This window comes from Streptomyces gilvosporeus, from assembly GCF_002082195.1.
Classification (GTDB): Bacteria; Actinomycetota; Actinomycetes; order Streptomycetales; family Streptomycetaceae; genus Streptomyces; species Streptomyces gilvosporeus.
This window is the reverse complement of sequence record NZ_CP020569.1, coordinates 4936293-4951624: the sequence shown is the minus strand read 5'-3', so window position 1 is coordinate 4951624 and position 15332 is coordinate 4936293. Positions and strand designations below refer to the sequence as shown.

Here is a 15332-nt window from a genome sequence, read left to right as displayed (position 1 = left end):
GCGGGCCCCGCCACCGTTTCACCGGGCTGTCCGGCGGGCTACGCCCCGCTCCGTCCCGGCCACTCCTCCCCCGTGATCCGGTACACCACGTTCCGCCGCAACGGGCCGTCCGGCACGTTCGGATCGTCGAAGTCATAGGCCGTGTGGTGGGTCATGCCGAGGCGGCGCATCACGGCGCGGGAGCGGAGATTGGTCGCGGTCGTCACGGCGAAGATCTCCGGCAGGGTGAGCGTCGCGAAGCCGTAGGACAGGACGGCCCCGGCGGCCTCGGTGGCATAGCCCAGTCCCCAGGCCGTCCGCGTCAGGCGCCAGCCGGCCTCCACCCCGGTGAACGGGGTGTCCGCGTCCACCGGATCCAGCCTGGCGAGCCCGATGAACTCCCCGGTGGCGCGTACCTCGACCGCCCACCACCCCCAGCCCCGCCGGTCGAGAGCCGCCTGAAAGCGCGCCGCCGATGCCTCGCTCTGCTCGCGTGTGAGCACATCGGGGAAGTACGCGCGGACCTCGGGGTCGGCATTCATCGCGGCCCAGGGAGCGAGGTCGGCCCCCCGCCAGTCGCGCAGGAGCAGTCGCTCGGTTCGGAGTTCGGACATCGGGTCAATCTACTGAGGCATGCGCGAAACGGGCAGTGATTTACGGGAAGGCCGGTGAGGTACGGGAGTTGACGCCATCTGCGATGTTTCACGTGAAACATGGCGGGGGGGGGGGGGCGAGCTGCTCCTCGTCGTGGCGCGGGGATGCGTGCGCCGGGCCTCGTCCGTGACCCCTAGCCGATCATGGCCAGCTCCGGGTCCTCACGGAGTTTGGCCAGGGCGCGGGATACGGCGCTTTTGACCGTGCCGATCGAGACCTCCATGACCTCGGCGGTCTGGGCCTCGCTGAGGTCCTCGTAATAGCGCAGGACGACCATGGCCCGCTGGCGGGCGGGCAGGCGCATCACCGCGCGCCACATGGCGTCCCGCAGGCCCTGGAGCTCGGCGGGGTCGGGGACCGGGGTGGGGTCCGGCTCGGGGAGTTCGTCGCAGGCGTATTCCTCGACCTTGCGCTTGCGCCACTGGGAGGTACGGGTGTTGATCAACGCGCGGCGGACATAGCCGTCCAGGGCGCGGTGGTCCTCGATCCGCTCCCAGGCCACATAGGTCTTGGCGAGCGCCGTCTGGAGCAGGTCCTCGGCGTCGTTCGGGTTGGGGGACAGCGACCGTGCGGCGCGCAGCAGGACCGGCCCCCGGGCCCGTACATAGGACGAGAACGTCGGGAACACGGCGGCGGTCGAAGCGCCCTTGCACACTGGCGTGGTCATGCCCTCCACGCTAGAAGCGGACCGGGGCCGGGGGGATCGGTCGCAGGTGCCGAAGACTCATCCCCCTCAAGTTGTACGGGTAGCGCGGGCCCCACCTCCTCAGGGCGGACGGGGCGCCCGCTCCCCCTAGGGGAGAGCCGGGGCGGAAGCCGGCGGGCCGGGGCACGAAAGGCCACGTCAGGCCACGTCAGGCGCCGCCCGCCCGGCAGCCCCCGATGGCCACGCCCCCTCATCCCGCCCGCCAGAGCACCAGCCCGGAAGTCGGCACCCCCGTACCCGCCGTCACCACCACCCGCTCCGCATCCGGGACTTGATTGACGGACGTACCGCGCAGCTGACGCACCGCCTCCGCGATGCCGTTCATGCCGTGCAGATACGCCTCGCCGAGCTGGCCGCCGTGGGTGTTGAGCGGCAGCGCGTCCGCGGCCACGAAACCGGCGGCCTCGCCCGGCCGGCAGAAGCCGAATTCCTCCAGCTGCATCAGGACAAACGGGGTGAAGTGGTCGTAGAGGATGGCGACGTCGATGTCGGCGGGGCCGAGACGGGAGGTGCGCCAGAGCTGGCGGGCGACGACGTTCATCTCCGGCAGGCCGGTCAGGTCGTCGCGGTAGAAGCTGGTCATCTGCTCCTGGGCGCGACCGGCGCCCTGTGCCGCGGCCGTGACCAGTGCGGGCGGATGGCGCAGGTCGCGCGCCCTTTCCGGCGAGGTCACGACGAGCGCCTGGCCGCCGTCCGTCTCCTGGCAGCAGTCCAGCAGCCGCAGCGGCTCCACGATCCACCGGGAGGCGGCATGGTCGGCGAGGGTGACGGGCTTGCCGTAGAAGTACGCGGCCGGGTTACGGGCCGCATGGCGGCGGGCGGTGACGGCGACGGGGCCGAAGGCGTCCGGCGTCAGCCCGTAGGTGTGGAGATAGCGCTGGGCGGCCATGGCGACCCAGGAGGCGGGGGTGAGCAGCCCGAAGGGGAGGTTCCAGCCGAGCGCCGCGCCCTCGGCGGACGGTTCGCGCTGCTGGACCCCGGAGCCGAAGCGGCGGCCGGAACGCTCGTTGAACGCGCGATAGCAGACGACGACCTCCGCGACCCCGGTGGCGACCGCCATGGCCGCCTGCTGGACGGTGGCGCAGGCCGCGCCGCCCCCGTAGTGGATGCGGGAGAAGAAGGACAGCTCGCCGATGCCCGCGGCCTGCGCGAGGGTGATCTCGGGGGTGGTGTCCATCGTGAAGGTGACCAGGCCGTCGACGTCGGCGGGGGTCAGCCCGGCGTCGTCCAGGGCGGCATGGACGGCCTCGACGGCGAGCTTGAGTTCGCTGCGGCCGGAGTCCTTGGAGAACTCGGTGGCGCCGATACCGACGAGGGCGGCCCGGCCGGAGAGGGAGTCGGGGCGGCTCAGGCTCATCGGGCGGCCCCCAGCACGACGGTGACCGTTCCGGTGACGTGGTGGCCGAGCCCGTTCGCCCCGGTGACCCGTATCTGGGCCGTATCACCGTCGACGGCCGTGACCGTACCTCTCAACACCATGGTGTCTCCGGGGTAGTTGGGGGCGCCGAGGCGGATGGCGACCTTGCGCAGGGTGCAGTGCGGGCCGATGTGGCCGGTGAGGTAGTCGGTGATGTAGCGGCCGACCAGGCCGTTGGTGGTGAGGATGTTCATGAAGATGTCGGGCGAGCCCTTCTCCCCGGCGAGCTCGGCGTCGTGGTGCACGTCCTGGTAGTCGCGGGAGGCGAGGGCACCGGCGACGATCAGGGTGCGGGTGATGGGGATCTCCAGGGGCGGCAGCTCGTCACCGGCTCTCATGTCCGGCCCTCCTCTCGACGGTGCCGCTGACCTCGTCGAGGCCAGGGCTCCCGGTCACCAACTCCCCCAATTCCTCCAGCAGTGCCGCCCCGCCCCCCACATACCCGGCCACCTGCCGCCCCCACAGGAAGTGCCGATGGACGGGGTGATCGACATCGGCGCCGATCCCCCCGTGCAGATGCTGCGCCGCATGCACCACCCGTGTCCCCGCCTCGGCGGCCCACCAGGCGGCGGTCAGCGTCTGCGGCGCCGCATCCAGCCCCTGGTCGCAACGCCAGGCCGCCTCGTAGGCGGTGACCCGGATCGCCTCGGTGTCCATGTACGCATCGGCGGCGCGCAGCAGTACGCCCTGGTTGGCCGACAGCGGGCGGCCGAACTGCTCCCGCGTCGTGGTGTGTGCGACCACCCGTGCCAGCGCCCCCGCGCACACCCCGGCCTGGAGGGCGGCCCACGCGGTCCGGACGATCCCCAGGACGTCCTCGTAAACCCCTGGCCCGCCCAGCCGGTCACCGGCCGCCCGGTCCAGGGTCAGCCGCCCGGCCGCCCATGGCGCGGTGGTCTCCACCGGATGCCGCCGCACGCCGGGGTCATCGGTCCGTACCAGCCACAGCCTCCGTCCGGCGTCCGCCACCAGGACCTGGGTGGCCTCGCGCAGCCACGGCACCGACCGGACCACCCCGGTCAGCCGCCCCACCGCGCCCGTCCGCTCCTCGGCCCGTACGCCGGGCTGCGCCGGAAAGGCGCCGGTCGCGACCGCGGTCCCGGCCCGCAGACCGGGCAGCAGCCGCGCCCGCTGCGCGTGGGTGCCGTGCCGGGCGACGGCCAGCACGCCGTACGCGCAGGTCGCGGCGAACGGCACCTGCGCCGTCGTCCGCCCCTGCTCCTCCAGCAGCAGCACGAGCCCGAGCAGCCCGATCTCCTCGACCGCCCCGGGCAGCCCGGCCGCGCACAGCGCCTTCCACAGCTCGGCATCCGTACCGCTGCCGGCGGCCGCGAGCCGTTCGTGCGTGGCGAGATCGCCGAAGATCCGCGCCGCCAGCTCCCGGGCCGCGGTCTGTTCCTCCGTGGGCGTGAAATCCATCAGGCGCTCCCCACCAGGGCGTTGAACACCGGAAGCTCCCACTCCTCGTCCACCCGTAGGAAGGCGAGCCGTACGGGCATCCCGATCCGCACCTCGTCGTACGGCACCCCCACCACATTGCTGACCATCCGCACCCCTTCGGCCAGCTCGATCAGGGCCACGGCATAGGGCCCCGCCGCGTCGGCGGCACCATCGGACATCGTGAAGGCCGGGAAGCGCGGATGGTGCAGCACGACGTACGAGTAGACGGTGCCCTCGCCGCTCGCCTCGACGGTGTCCCACTCCGGCGAGGCGCAGGCGTTGCACCCGGGCAGCCAGGGGAAACGGAGCGCACCGCACCCGCCGCACCGCTGGATCAGCAGCCGGTGCGCCGCCACGCCCTCCCAGAAGCCGGCGTTGTCCCGGTTGATCACAGGGCGGGGGCGGCGGGGGCGCGGCTCGGGCCGCTCGGGCTTCCTGGCGGCGGGGGCGTACTTGAGGATCCGGAACCGATGCGTCCCCACCAGTTCCGGCTCCGCCGCCGCGGCCCCGGCCACAGCCGCCCCGTCGGCCCCGCCCCCGGCCCCGCCCTCGCCCCCGTCCACCCGGACGTCCATCCGCGTCGTCACAAAGTGCCCGGCCCCCAGCTTGGTCGACTTGCGCTCCGACACCGACTCGATCACCGCATCGAAGCGGACCCGGTCCCCGGGACGCAGCGGGCGCAGATACTCCTGCTCGCAGTCGGTGGCGACGACCGAGGTGTACCCGGCATCGTCCAGCAGCGCGAACAGCTCGTCGTACGCCGTCGAGCGCCCGGAGCCCTCGGCGTGCCCCGAGAGACCGCCCATCGTCCATGCCTGGAGCATGGTCGGCGGAGCGATCGCGTCCGGGCCCCGGTAGGCGGGGTGGGTATCGCCCATCGCCTCGCACCAGTGCCGGATCATCGGCGCGTTGACCGGATCCTTGCCCACGCCCCCGGTCACCGCGGCCCGCCCCTCGTACGCCTTCAGCCGCTCGTAGAGACCACTCGCCACACCGTCCCCACCACTCACCGCCGCCCCCTCCGCATCCCGAGCCGCATCGTCGCCACGATCTCCCGCTGGACCTCGCTCACGCCGCCCCCGAAGGTGTTGATCTGCGCCGCACGGTTCATCCGCTCCAGCTCGCCGTCCCCGAAGGCGCCCGGCGATCCGGTCCGTACGAGGGCGGCGTCGCCGGCCACTTCCTGGCAGATCCGGTAGACCTCGACGGCGCTCTCCGTCCCGGCGAACTTCACACCGCTGGCGTCACCGGGTCCGAGCGTGCCGGCGCCCACCTCGCCCACCAGCCGCCAGTTCAACAGCCGGGTGGCGGCCAGCCGCGCGTACGCCTCGGCGAGCCGGGACCGTACCCAGGGGCGGTCCGCCGGCCGCTCGCCGCTCTCCGGACCGGGTGTACGGGCATGCGCCAGCGCCGCCTCGAAGGCGTCCTCGGCCTGCATGCCCAGGGCCGCCAGCGCCACCCGCTCATGGTTGAGCTGCGTGGTGATCAGCCGCCAGCCGCCGTGCTCCTCTCCGACAAGGTTGCCGGCCGGGACGCGCACACCGTCGTAGTAGGTGGCGGTGGTCATCAGGCCGCCGACGGTCTCGATCGGGGTCCAGGAGAAGCCCGGCGCGTCGGTCGGCACGAGGATGATCGAGATGCCGCGGTGCTTGGGCGCCTCGGGGTCCGTGCGGCAGGCGAGCCAGATCCAGTCGGCCTGGTGGGCGTTGCTGGTGAAGCTCTTGCCGCCGTCGATCAGCCAGTCGGGGCCCGTCTTCACGGCGCGCGTCCGCAGCGCGGCGAGATCCGTGCCCGCCTCCGGCTCCGTGTAGCCGATCGCGAAGACGATCTCGCCGCTGAGGATGCGCGGCAGGAAGAAGTCCTTCTGGCGCTCGGTTCCGTACGCCATCAGGGTCGGGCCGACGGTGTTGAGGGTGACCATCGATACGGGCGCGCCCGCGCGCTGTGCCTCGTCGAAGAAGATGAACTGCTCGTCGGGGCCGCGGCCTTGGCCGCCGTACGCGGTCGGCCAGCCCAGGCCCAGCAGGCCGTCGGCACCGATCCGGCGGAGGACGGCGCGCCGGTCCGCGGGGTCCTCGACGGGGCCGTCGGGCAGCACCGTGCGGAAGTAGGCGCGCAGTTCGGCGCGCAGCCGCTGCTGGCGCGCGGTGGGGGCGAGGTGCACGTCGGCGGCCTCCCCTTCTGGTGGCCGTACGTGTTCCGGCGACCGTACGAGCGAAAGCGGATTTCTGACTGTCCGTCAGAAACCCGCTCGCTGTCAAGGTCGGCGCAGGGAACCCCGGCGCAGCCCGTAACCGCCGCACCAACCCCGACTCATCACCTACGGCTCTTCTCTCAACTCCCCTATGAATCCCCCCCTCAGCCTGTCTCTCGACTCATCCGCCGGCTCATTTCTCAGCCCAACCATCGGCTCCCGCCGGCTCACCCCTCGGCTCACCTCGGGGCCGACCGCTCGCCCCCCGTGGCGGCGAGCGGGATCAGCCGATGTTGTCGCCGAAAGTGACGGAGGAATTGTCCTGGTCAACGGCCGTGTAGCCGGAGCCGTTCACGCTCGCGGTGTTGTTCTGGTTGGAGGCACCGGTGCCGTTGGCAACCTGCTGACCGGTGGTGGAGTTTCCGTGGTTGTCGCCGTGGACACCGGTCCCCTGCTGGGTGGCGGCCGCCGCATTGGACCCGTTGTGCGCAAGGCTGCCGTTGTCGGCCTGCGCCACGCCGCTGAACAGAGCGACCGCGAAGGGCAGGGCGGCGGCAACAGCGATGACGCGAGCAGTACGGGTGCTTGCCATGTTTCTTCCTCCTACGGAACACAACTTCACGATCCGACCCCCTGTGGATCCGATCCCAACTCCGTTGATCCACCGGGTGATTGGCCGACCACCCGGTATGTGCCTCGACGTCGCGACCTCAGAATTGCCCACCGAATCCCCGGCGAACCCGCCATGAAGGGGCGATTCCCTCGCAAGTATGAGGAACATCGGATAAACCATCGCCGCGCCCCAGCGCCCCCACGCGCGCACCCAGACCTGCACGACCTGGCCTTTCACCCCGCGCCACACCTCCTCGCCCCGCCCACCCCCTTCCTTTTCTCGAACATTCGTACGAAAATAGAGCCATGGGCATGCACCGAAACACTGCCGTCGACCCTCCGCCCGCCGAGCCCTTCCCCGCGGTCCCCCATGCCACCGCCCTCACCCATGCCCTGCGCGCCGCCGAGCGCGGTTACGCCGTCATACCGCTGACCCGCAGCAAGCACCCCGCCGTCCGCTCACCGCACCGCGGCCACCCCGAATCGCCGCCCTGCCGCGGCGCCTGCGGCCGTATCGGGCACGGCGTCCACGACGCGACCACCGACCCGCTCGGCATCCGCCGGCTGTTCGCCGCCGCCCCCTGGGCCACCGGATACGGCATCGCCTGCGGCCTGCCGCCGTACCACCTCATAGGCGTCGACCTCGACACCAAGAACGGCGCCGACGCCCTCACCGCGCTGCGCTTCCTCGCCGAGGAACACGGCTTTCCGCTGCCGCCCACGGTGACGGTCCGCACCCCGAGCGGCGGCCGCCATCTCTGGTACACCGGACCGCCGTCGCCGCCCGTACCCAATTCCGTCGGGCGCCTCGCCCCGGGCATCGACATCCGGGGCGCCGGCGGCTATCTGGTCGGTCCCGGTTCCCTCACCGCTCGCGGCCGCTACGAACTGGCGCCGGGCGCACCCTGCGTGCCCGCCCGCGCCCCGCACGCCCTGCTCGCCCTCCTCACGCCCCCACCCCCGCACCGCGACGCCCCGCCGTCCGTACCGCCGCAGCCCGCCTCGGCCCTCGTACGCTTCGTCCGCACCTCCCCCCAGGGCCAGCGCAACGCCCGCCTCTTCTGGGCCGCCTGCCGCGCCCACGAGGCGGGCCTGCACCAGGAACTGTCCGCGCGCCTCATCGAGGCGGCCCGCCATACGGGGCTGTCGGAACAGGAGGCACGGGCGACTCTCGCTTCGGCGGAGCGGCGGTGAGCGGGCGCGGGCCCGCGATTTCCGCCGCGCCACGCGCCGGCCCGGCCGAGGCAGATGCCCCCGGGCTCACCTCACAGCGCCGCGGCCCGCCCCCGCACCAGGACGTTCTGCGTCCCCAGGCCGATCGCCAGGTACGCATACACCGACACGGCGCCCAGCACCCCGGCCCCGGCCAGGTGATCGATCCACAGGCCCAGCGCGCCGTGCACCGCCACCGAGGCCAGCCACCACGCCGTCGTGGCCGCTGACCCCTTGCGCAACACCTCGCCCTGCGGACCGTGCCACACCCGTACGGTCCGCGCCCTGACCACGCCGAACCCCGCCGCGACGGCCAGACTCACCACCAGGAGGGCAAGGGGCAGCAGCGTCAGCGGACGGGATTTGACGACCGAGGCAATACCGAAGGCGATCCCCGCAACGCCCAGCACACCGAGGACGGCCGGCGCAATCAGCGACCCGTTGCGCCGCACCGGACGGGTGCGCAGCTGCTGTCGCACCACCAGCCCGACCACCGCCACGGTCACGACGACGAGCCCGGCCCCGCCCTGCACACTCTGCATATCCCTACTCCCCCTTGTGGCACCGATGTTGTACGACGGCGCCGTTCCCCTCATTGTCCCTCCGGGTCCCCAACACCGTTCCACCGACCTGGAGTTACCCGGCCCTCCGACGTGCCCTCTTCGGAGGCGTCGTCGTGCTTGAGGTACAGGGCGACGGCCTCTCGCTCGGCAGCCTCCGCCGCGGTCCTGTCGCCGAGCGCGCTCTGCACGGAACCGAGCCTGATGAGCGCTTCCGACAGGACGGGCACCGAGCCCGGATTCCGCTCTGCGAGGCTCCGCAGCAGCTCCGTCGCCTCGGTCAGCGGCGCCACCGCGTGCTCGTCGTCTCCCTGGATCGCCAGCTGCTGGCCGAGACAGAACATCGTGACGGCGAGCCTGCGCTCGTCCGGAACCGGCCCCCTCTCCCGCATCTGCCGTTCCACGGCCACCAGCTCGCGCAGCACCCGGACCCTCTCCCCCACGCGGCCGAGCCCTTCCAAGACCTCCGACAGCGAGAGAAGGCAACCGGCCAGACGGTCCAGAAAGCGGAGTGGGATGTGCTGTGCCAGGTATCGATAGTGGTCGGCGGCCTCGGACAGCGCGCGAACCGCCTGCTCGGACTGCCCGGTCGCCTTGAGGCTGAGCCCCAGGTTGTGCAGGGTGTTGCCGTATGCCTCGCGGTGCTCCTCGGGGTCCTCCGCGGAGAGCCGGCGCAGCATGTCGGCGGCCCGCAGCCCCACCTGGAGGGCTTCCTCGGGACGGCCCACCTCGTGCAGCAGACGCGCGACCCTCTCCTCGGCCCGCACCAGCGCCCCTCCGTATGCGTCGGAGTCCTCGGCGGCCAGCTCCCGGTACAGAGCGATCGCTTCCTCGGCGGCGGCGAGCGCCTTCGGCAGATTCCCGGTCCCGGCCGTCTCCGCCAGCGCGTTGGCGTGGTTGGCCAGGCTTCTCGCCAGCAGCTCCTTGTGCCGGGACGGGTCGACATCGGAAGGCACGGCAGGCTGTTCCCGCAGCAGCTCGACCGCTTCGGTCGTGGCATGCACCGACTGCTGCTCCCTGCCGCTGAACGCCAGAGTCTGTGCGTAGAGGTTGAGCAGCTCGGCCAGTTCCGCGGGGTCCCCGATCTCGGGGTGGTCCCGGTACGCACGCGCCTGCCGTACGGCCCTGCCCAGAACATCCGCCGCCTGGGCGTATTCGCCGTACTCCAGCAACTCCCGGCCGAGCAGCCACAGTCGCATGATGTCGATGTCGGGGGGAGCACCGTCCGGAACGGCCTCCGCGACCCGCTGGGCCAGCCTGAGCCGGGCGTACGACAGCTCCACGCCCTTGATCGGGCGCCGGGCGAACGCCAGCGCCGTGCCGAGCGGAAGATGTTCGGCCACGGCGAGCAGGACCGCGGGCGAGGATTCGGCGAGATCCGCCCGCCGGGTGACCACCGTGTCCAGGAGGTCACGGACCGGCTCGTGGCGGGCGGCGTTGGCAAGAACGATCAGAGCCTGGCGGATGTCGCCGTCCTGCAACGGGGTGCCATCGCCGGTCAGGAGCGCGGCCAGGTCCTCCCTCGCGTCCTGGTCACGGCCCAGATGCCAGCCGAGGAAGTCCTCGGCGAACCGGTCGGGACGCAGGGGCGCCAGGTGCCGGTCGGACGGATACAGGGCCCGATGCGCCGTCAGCGCCCGGTCGGCCTCGGCAGGCCCGTCGGCGGCTCCGGCGGCGAGCAGCAGCGCCCGCGCGGACTCCCGCGTCCGGGCGGGGCCGAACAGCGTCGCCAGTACCACCAGGGTGCGTACGGTGCCCGCAGCGGCGGAGGCGTTCCAGCGGCGCCGCTCGTGCAGCAGCAGATAGCGGGAGATGTCGGCGGGCCTCGCCTCGTTCTGGCTCGCGGCGACGACTCCGGCCAGGGCCGCCATGTGGAGGGTCAGCGGCGAGGCGTAGACGGGGTCGGCGAGGTCACTCGGGACGGGCGGGGACACTTCGGGGACATCCAGCGCGCGAGCGAACGCCGCACGGGCCTCGGCGAAGCATGCCGCCCTCGATGCCGCGGCGAAGCCGCCCAGCGACATCGGCGGAGCATAGGCCATGTCCAGACCGTCGAGCTCGGCCTCCAGCCGATCCCACAGAGGGGTGCCGGAGCGAGCGAGCAGCAGAACCCGCACCACACGGGCCCGGCCCGCACCCCGCGTCGATTCGAGCATCGCCAGCAGACTGGGGTAGCGCCAGCGCTCGGCGTAGTCGACGACGATCAACAGCCGTTCGGCGGGCGCCCCTTCGGCCGGCGACAGCGCAGGTGCCGCCGTGGAAAGGTCCCTGGCCTGCGCTACCGACCAGCCGTCGGCCACGGCGCAGGAGGCGAAGTGCTGTGCGGTACGGGTCTTGCCCTGTCCACCCGGCCCGTGCAGCAGGAGCACCGAGAACGCCTCCCCGCCGTCCCGCCAGTCGGCCAGCGTCTTCAGGTCCGCGACCGGCTGCCGGTAGGGCACCACCTGGTTGCCCGGGTGCAGCAGATAGCTCGGCTGGTGGCGTGCCTTCGCGGGCAGTTCGGGAGACGCGACCGGCCGGAGGAGTTCCAACCGGAACGAGGGCCGTTCCAGCAGGATCGTGACGTGCCCGGTGACGTCGCCGATCTGGATGTTGTGCCCACCGATCCACGAGCGGTCCACGCCCGGCCCATCCACCCCTACCGCTCCAGTCCTGCGCGGTGCCGCCGACGATGCCGGTCAGCCCCGACCGATCCGCACATCCCCGACCGCTCGTCCGATCTGGACGTTGTCCCCGCCGATCCGGCTGTGTGACACCACCGGACTGTGATCCCCGGCCCGCACATCGGTGGCTGTGGTCGCCGCGGTCTCCAGCATCACGGCCAGTTCGGCACACAGTTCGGCGTCATTGCGCAGAGCACGCCTGAGCTGCAGACGCAGCGCGGCCGCGACATCGAGATCGTCCGGCTCTTCGGCAGCCTCGGCCACGGCCTGTTCCAGCGCGGCCCGCCCGGACGCGTCCCCGCGGCGCCACACGGCTTGCAGGATGCGGCGGCCCAGGCTGACGGTGGCATCAGCGGCGGCGTCCTCCGCCCGCGTGAGAACGGCCGCCCCATACGCGCCGACCGCGGACGTCAGACAGGGCCCGGCCTGCTCCACCCACTGCATGATCTCCGCATCCACCCTGCATGCCCCCCGTATGACGTGCGGTGCGGCCGACGGGTGCCTCCCGGCCCGGCGCACGCTTCAGCGTAGGCAGAACGGCAGGGCCACGTAGGGGCCTTGCGTTATTCGGCGGGCGCACAGGTGCCGCTTCGACGTGTCAGATCACATCAGGTGGAACTTCATTGCCGGCCCGGAGACAAACACCCCCATGCGGCCCCCGACCGTGATCTCGGTGGGGTGGTGATACCAGCGATGGTGGAGGCCCGAACCGCCCGAGTGGTGGTAGGTGTGCTCGCTGGTGGGGTGGTCAACTATTGGGGTGTTGACGCATGCGCCGCCGGCGCATGGATCCACGGTGCCGCCCCCGTTGCTTCCCGGCTCTATGCCCGACGGGCACGGCGGGCTCGCGCAGCGAGGCACCAGAAGGACGGACGACGGCGCCGAAAAAGCTCCCGCCGCGCCGGCCGTACCGGCCGCCGTCATGGCGAGGACGGGTGCCGCACACACCGCGACGGCGACGCGCCGCACGGTGACCTTCATGGAGCGCATGATGACGATCCCTCGATCCCTGGACCCGAGGGCCGAACCACGATCTTGAGGAGTGGCAGCCCGGTCCGGCGCCCCGTGCCGCCGCACAAAGACGCCTCCATCAGCTTCGTTCTCCCACCCTCCGACCCACGGCGCGAGGGACGAACGGCCCAGGGCTCATGAGCCGGTCGGGCAGAACGCACCATCAGCAAGATCGGCGTACCTGCCATGTGCCGTCCCGGCTCGGTCCGGATTCACCGACGGCCGCTGGCCGCGGGATGGAACGATCTGCCGCCAGCGGTATACCGGCCGCGCGAGCCCAGCTCTTCTCGAGCAGCACCCCCACGCCTATAACGACGAGCACCACGCCGATCACAAGGTGAATCCAACCCCCAAGCGGCGAGGTCGAATCGGTAATCGTACCGAGGCGAGGAAAATATGGTGTCCTGTGTGATGCCGGTTATGCCCTGAAGAATGCTGAGCGGCCCGCTCAGCATCAGCGCCGTCCCCGCGAACAGGGATTCTCTGGAGATCAATTCGCTAGGGACTTTCCTGTTGCCCCTTACTGGGCACCGCTGCCATGGCCGCCGCCTTTCTGTTCGGCGCGGCCACCGACGCACACAGCCCGTGCGCGGCGAGCCACGCCTCCCTGACAGCGTCACCTCGATTCTCCGGTGCCGTGGCTGCAACCCTGCCCCGGAGATCACGGGCTCCTACCGCGCTGCTCGGCCTCGGGTCGGGGCGGGAGCGCGCTCTTCACGGGCTCCCTCAAGCCCGTCTCGGAGAGCGATCACGACGCCCCCCGCCGCCCTCCGTCCGCCGTCGCCCGTTACGCCAGTGGAGTGGGCTCGGCCCCCTGGCGACCAGGCGGGGCGGGCCGCCGTACGAACGACCTGGGCACCAGGAGCAGGATCGCTGATAACCGTCACGTAGCGGAACAGGCGGGGTCGCCGAATTCCATGAGTACGAACAAGTGGGATTGCCGGCGAAAAGATCCGCTTCATGCCCACTCGACTCATGGGCAGTAGGCCGTCCGGCCCCATCGACGGAAAACCCCGCGACCGAAACTGAAAAGAGGTAGAAGGCAGCGCCGCGTCCCATTGCGCAGCCGGCGCTGTCGAATTCTCAAGATCGTTGTTCCACTCCTGGAAAAGAGAGATCGTCATGCTCGCGGAGAAGTCCCGAGCGCGGACGCTGATCGCCGCTGTGTTCCTGGCACCGATCCTCGCCCTGGCAGGGGGGAGCACGGCAGGCGCGGTCGCCCACGCATCGCCCGTCTCGGCCCGGCCCGCGTCGGTCGCCGTTACCCGGGTGCCTGAATGTGACGCTCCCCCGTGCCCGGCGGGCACCACCCCGACCACCTCGCCCCCACCCATGACACACAGCCACTCGACGTGGAACAAGGGGCAATACGTACCCACTCAACGCGAACCCACCCTGTGGGGGTCGTGCAAGAACATGCTCAACTTCTTCATGCCGCCGAGCAGATACCCACCAAAGCACCACAAATTCGGCGCCTCTCAGGGAACCGTCTCATGCCACGGCTACCTGACAAGGGGTTGAGCGGGGCCGCGTAGCAGGTCTTCTCGTGCGCTCGGCGCCCGGAGCAGGCCCGGACACCTCCGAAACCCCTCCGACCTGCATGTTTGTCGACCTCGGTGGAGGTTGTGGGAGGTGCACCCACGGTGGCGTCGCCGCTTGGAGCCGCCAGATTGGTCTGGTGATGCGCCGCTTGGCGCCGCCAGATCGGTGCGGTGATGTGCCGCTGCGGGTCGTCAGACGAGGACGTTGACGGCTCGGGCGATGACGAGTCCGAGGATGAGCAGTGAGACGGCGGACTGGACAGCCATGGCGATCTTGGCCCAAGGAGCCAGTGGCATGACATCGGTGGGGCTGAAGGCTGTGGCGTTGGTGAATCCGAGGTAGAGGTAGTCGATGTAGCGGGGGCGCCAGTGCGTGGCGTTCAGTTCGGGGCTGAGGTGTTGGGGAAAGGCGAGAGCGGGGGTGGGTGGCATGGAGTGGGCCCGGGCGGCGGGTCCGCCGCTGTCGAGTTCGAAGTACAGCAGGGAGAACGCGAGGACGGTGGAGGCCCACACACTGCCGCCGGCCTGGAGGAGGGCATCGGCGGAGTTGGTCTCGCTACCGCCGTGCACGAGGTCGTCGACCAACTGGAAGGTCGACCAGATGGCGCCGCACGCCAGCACGCCGACCAGGGCGATCGATGCCGCACGCAGGGCGGCGGAGCGGCGGCTGATGCGACCGGGGTCACCCGCGATCAGCGCCACCAGGAGCAGTCCTTCGACAAGGGGGAGCGCCCAGCGGGGTCCCAGGCGCAGGTCGTCGGGCAGCAGCAGAGTCAGCACCGCGGCGGTGACGACTGCTCCGGCCATCGGCCAGCGGGCCTCACCGTAGACCGCCTGCGGTGGCTCGTGCAGATTGCCCGCATCGGAGGGGTGCGGTCCGGTCATGTTCGGCCGCCGCCCGGGTTCGGATCGGCGAGGCTGGTGCAGTCCGGACCGGCCACGGTCGTGTCCTTTCGGGTGCCGTCGCCTCATTGTGCGGACGCCCTGCCGTGTCGGCGTCCTGTGACACGCGGAGCACATCACCGGGCAGGCGGGCAGGCGGGGTTGATGCTCGGAGCTCATAAATGGCGGGCCGTGGTGCACATCGCAGTGCTGTATCGCTTCTACGCGAAGTTGCTGCGCGGAATGCAGGCACGAGCCAACGAGCTCATCGATCAAGAGCTGGGCGACGCGGGCGAAGAGCCGCAGGAGAGGCAGGAGTGAACGCCCCGGGGATCCTGGCCCACGCCTGGCCCCTACGTCTTGATCAGCAACGGGATACGGGCACATCAAAGCGAGACAGCGCGCATGCGAAAGGGGTGCCCGATTCCCTCAGGCACCCCTTCTGACCAGCTAAGTCGCCG

The 15332-nt window shown here is 71.3% G+C and carries 16 protein-coding genes and 1 pseudogene; 2 read left to right on the top strand and 15 right to left on the bottom strand.

Annotated features, from left to right (window positions below; all coding sequences use genetic code 11):
* Positions 1-38: 38 nt before the first annotated feature.
* The 8 genes from B1H19_RS22045 to B1H19_RS22010 form a co-directional block, all read right to left on the bottom strand.
* A complete protein-coding gene (locus tag B1H19_RS22045) occupies positions 39-593 on the bottom strand; it encodes a GNAT family N-acetyltransferase (protein ID WP_083106531.1) in 555 nt (184 codons plus the stop codon).
* Between the two features lie 173 nt (positions 594-766).
* Positions 767-1300 (bottom strand): SigE family RNA polymerase sigma factor, encoded by a 534-nt coding sequence (locus B1H19_RS22040; protein WP_083106530.1) that lies wholly within the window; start codon positions 1298-1300, stop codon positions 767-769.
* Between the two features lie 229 nt (positions 1301-1529).
* A complete protein-coding gene (locus B1H19_RS22035; protein ID WP_083106529.1) occupies positions 1530-2696 on the bottom strand; it encodes a lipid-transfer protein in 1167 nt (388 codons plus the stop codon).
* Positions 2693-3094, bottom strand: a complete 402-nt coding sequence (locus tag B1H19_RS22030; protein ID WP_083106528.1) for a hotdog family protein — start codon at positions 3092-3094, stop codon at positions 2693-2695. Before B1H19_RS22030 ends, B1H19_RS22035 begins: the two co-directional genes overlap by 4 nt.
* Positions 3081-4175 carry an acyl-CoA dehydrogenase family protein gene (locus tag B1H19_RS22025; protein WP_083106527.1) on the bottom strand — a complete coding sequence of 365 codons (1095 nt, stop codon included), beginning with the start codon at positions 4173-4175 and terminating at the stop codon, positions 3081-3083. Before B1H19_RS22025 ends, B1H19_RS22030 begins: the two co-directional genes overlap by 14 nt.
* On the bottom strand, positions 4175-5206 hold the full coding sequence (locus B1H19_RS22020) for a bifunctional MaoC family dehydratase N-terminal/OB-fold nucleic acid binding domain-containing protein (protein ID WP_083106526.1): 1032 nt from the start codon (positions 5204-5206) through the stop codon (positions 4175-4177). Before B1H19_RS22020 ends, B1H19_RS22025 begins: the two co-directional genes overlap by 1 nt.
* The gene (locus B1H19_RS22015) at positions 5203-6360 is read right to left on the bottom strand and encodes an acyl-CoA dehydrogenase family protein (RefSeq protein WP_083106525.1); all 1158 of its coding nucleotides are present in this window, start codon (positions 6358-6360) and stop codon (positions 5203-5205) included. The genes B1H19_RS22020 and B1H19_RS22015 overlap by 4 nt, the downstream gene beginning before the upstream one ends.
* A 313-nt stretch (positions 6361-6673) precedes the next feature.
* Positions 6674-6982, bottom strand: coding sequence for a hypothetical protein (locus B1H19_RS22010; RefSeq protein WP_083106524.1), 309 nt, complete (start codon positions 6980-6982; stop codon positions 6674-6676).
* 332 nt (positions 6983-7314) lie between these two features.
* Here B1H19_RS22010 and B1H19_RS22005 point away from each other — a divergent pair, with 332 nt between their 5' ends.
* Positions 7315-8196, top strand: a complete 882-nt coding sequence (locus B1H19_RS22005) for a bifunctional DNA primase/polymerase (RefSeq protein ID WP_083109793.1) — start codon at positions 7315-7317, stop codon at positions 8194-8196.
* 71 nt (positions 8197-8267) lie between these two features.
* Here B1H19_RS22005 and B1H19_RS22000 read toward each other — a convergent pair whose 3' ends face one another.
* The 7 genes and pseudogenes from B1H19_RS22000 to B1H19_RS21980 all read right to left on the bottom strand — a co-directional run bounded on the left by B1H19_RS22000 (position 8268) and on the right by B1H19_RS21980 (position 14874).
* The gene (locus tag B1H19_RS22000) at positions 8268-8756 is read right to left on the bottom strand and encodes a DUF1453 family protein (RefSeq protein ID WP_083106523.1); all 489 of its coding nucleotides are present in this window, start codon (positions 8754-8756) and stop codon (positions 8268-8270) included.
* Positions 8757-8806: 50 nt separating this feature from the next.
* Complete coding sequence (locus B1H19_RS21995; protein WP_083106522.1) at positions 8807-11395, bottom strand: tetratricopeptide repeat protein; 2589 nt, start codon at positions 11393-11395, stop codon at positions 8807-8809.
* A gap of 57 nt (positions 11396-11452) precedes the next feature.
* Positions 11453-11896, bottom strand: a complete 444-nt coding sequence (locus tag B1H19_RS21990; protein WP_159028110.1) for a hypothetical protein — start codon at positions 11894-11896, stop codon at positions 11453-11455.
* Between the two features lie 144 nt (positions 11897-12040).
* A complete protein-coding gene (locus B1H19_RS21985; protein WP_159028109.1) occupies positions 12041-12418 on the bottom strand; it encodes a hypothetical protein in 378 nt (125 codons plus the stop codon).
* Positions 12419-12611: 193 nt separating this feature from the next.
* Positions 12612-12752: a hypothetical protein gene (locus tag B1H19_RS40840; protein ID WP_418361459.1), complete on the bottom strand. Its 141-nt coding sequence runs from the start codon at positions 12750-12752 to the stop codon at positions 12612-12614.
* Between the two features lie 106 nt (positions 12753-12858).
* Positions 12859-12903 (bottom strand): annotated as a pseudogene (locus B1H19_RS40835) (hypothetical protein); the annotation flags it as partial.
* Between the two features lie 1278 nt (positions 12904-14181).
* Positions 14182-14874 (bottom strand): hypothetical protein, encoded by a 693-nt coding sequence (locus tag B1H19_RS21980; protein WP_083106520.1) that lies wholly within the window; start codon positions 14872-14874, stop codon positions 14182-14184.
* A gap of 189 nt (positions 14875-15063) precedes the next feature.
* Between B1H19_RS21980 and B1H19_RS40360 the strand changes: the two genes are divergently transcribed.
* Complete coding sequence (locus B1H19_RS40360) at positions 15064-15192, top strand: hypothetical protein (RefSeq protein ID WP_257789448.1); 129 nt, start codon at positions 15064-15066, stop codon at positions 15190-15192.
* Positions 15193-15332 lie beyond the last annotated feature (140 nt).

Coding starts and splice junctions, on each gene's coding strand:
- B1H19_RS22010 (WP_083106524.1), bottom strand. CDS start 6,982: ATGGCAAGCACCCGTACTGCTCGCGTCATCGCTGTTGCCGCCGCCCTG.
- B1H19_RS22040 (WP_083106530.1), bottom strand. CDS start 1,300: ATGACCACGCCAGTGTGCAAGGGCGCTTCGACCGCCGCCGTGTTCCCG.
- B1H19_RS22000 (WP_083106523.1), bottom strand. CDS start 8,756: ATGCAGAGTGTGCAGGGCGGGGCCGGGCTCGTCGTCGTGACCGTGGCG.
- B1H19_RS21980 (WP_083106520.1), bottom strand. CDS start 14,874: ATGACCGGACCGCACCCCTCCGATGCGGGCAATCTGCACGAGCCACCG.
- B1H19_RS22030 (WP_083106528.1), bottom strand. CDS start 3,094: ATGAGAGCCGGTGACGAGCTGCCGCCCCTGGAGATCCCCATCACCCGC.
- B1H19_RS21985 (WP_159028109.1), bottom strand. CDS start 12,418: ATGAAGGTCACCGTGCGGCGCGTCGCCGTCGCGGTGTGTGCGGCACCC.
- B1H19_RS22025 (WP_083106527.1), bottom strand. CDS start 4,175: ATGGATTTCACGCCCACGGAGGAACAGACCGCGGCCCGGGAGCTGGCG.
- B1H19_RS22035 (WP_083106529.1), bottom strand. CDS start 2,696: ATGAGCCTGAGCCGCCCCGACTCCCTCTCCGGCCGGGCCGCCCTCGTC.
- B1H19_RS22005 (WP_083109793.1), top strand. CDS start 7,315: ATGCACCGAAACACTGCCGTCGACCCTCCGCCCGCCGAGCCCTTCCCC.
- B1H19_RS22045 (WP_083106531.1), bottom strand. CDS start 593: ATGTCCGAACTCCGAACCGAGCGACTGCTCCTGCGCGACTGGCGGGGG.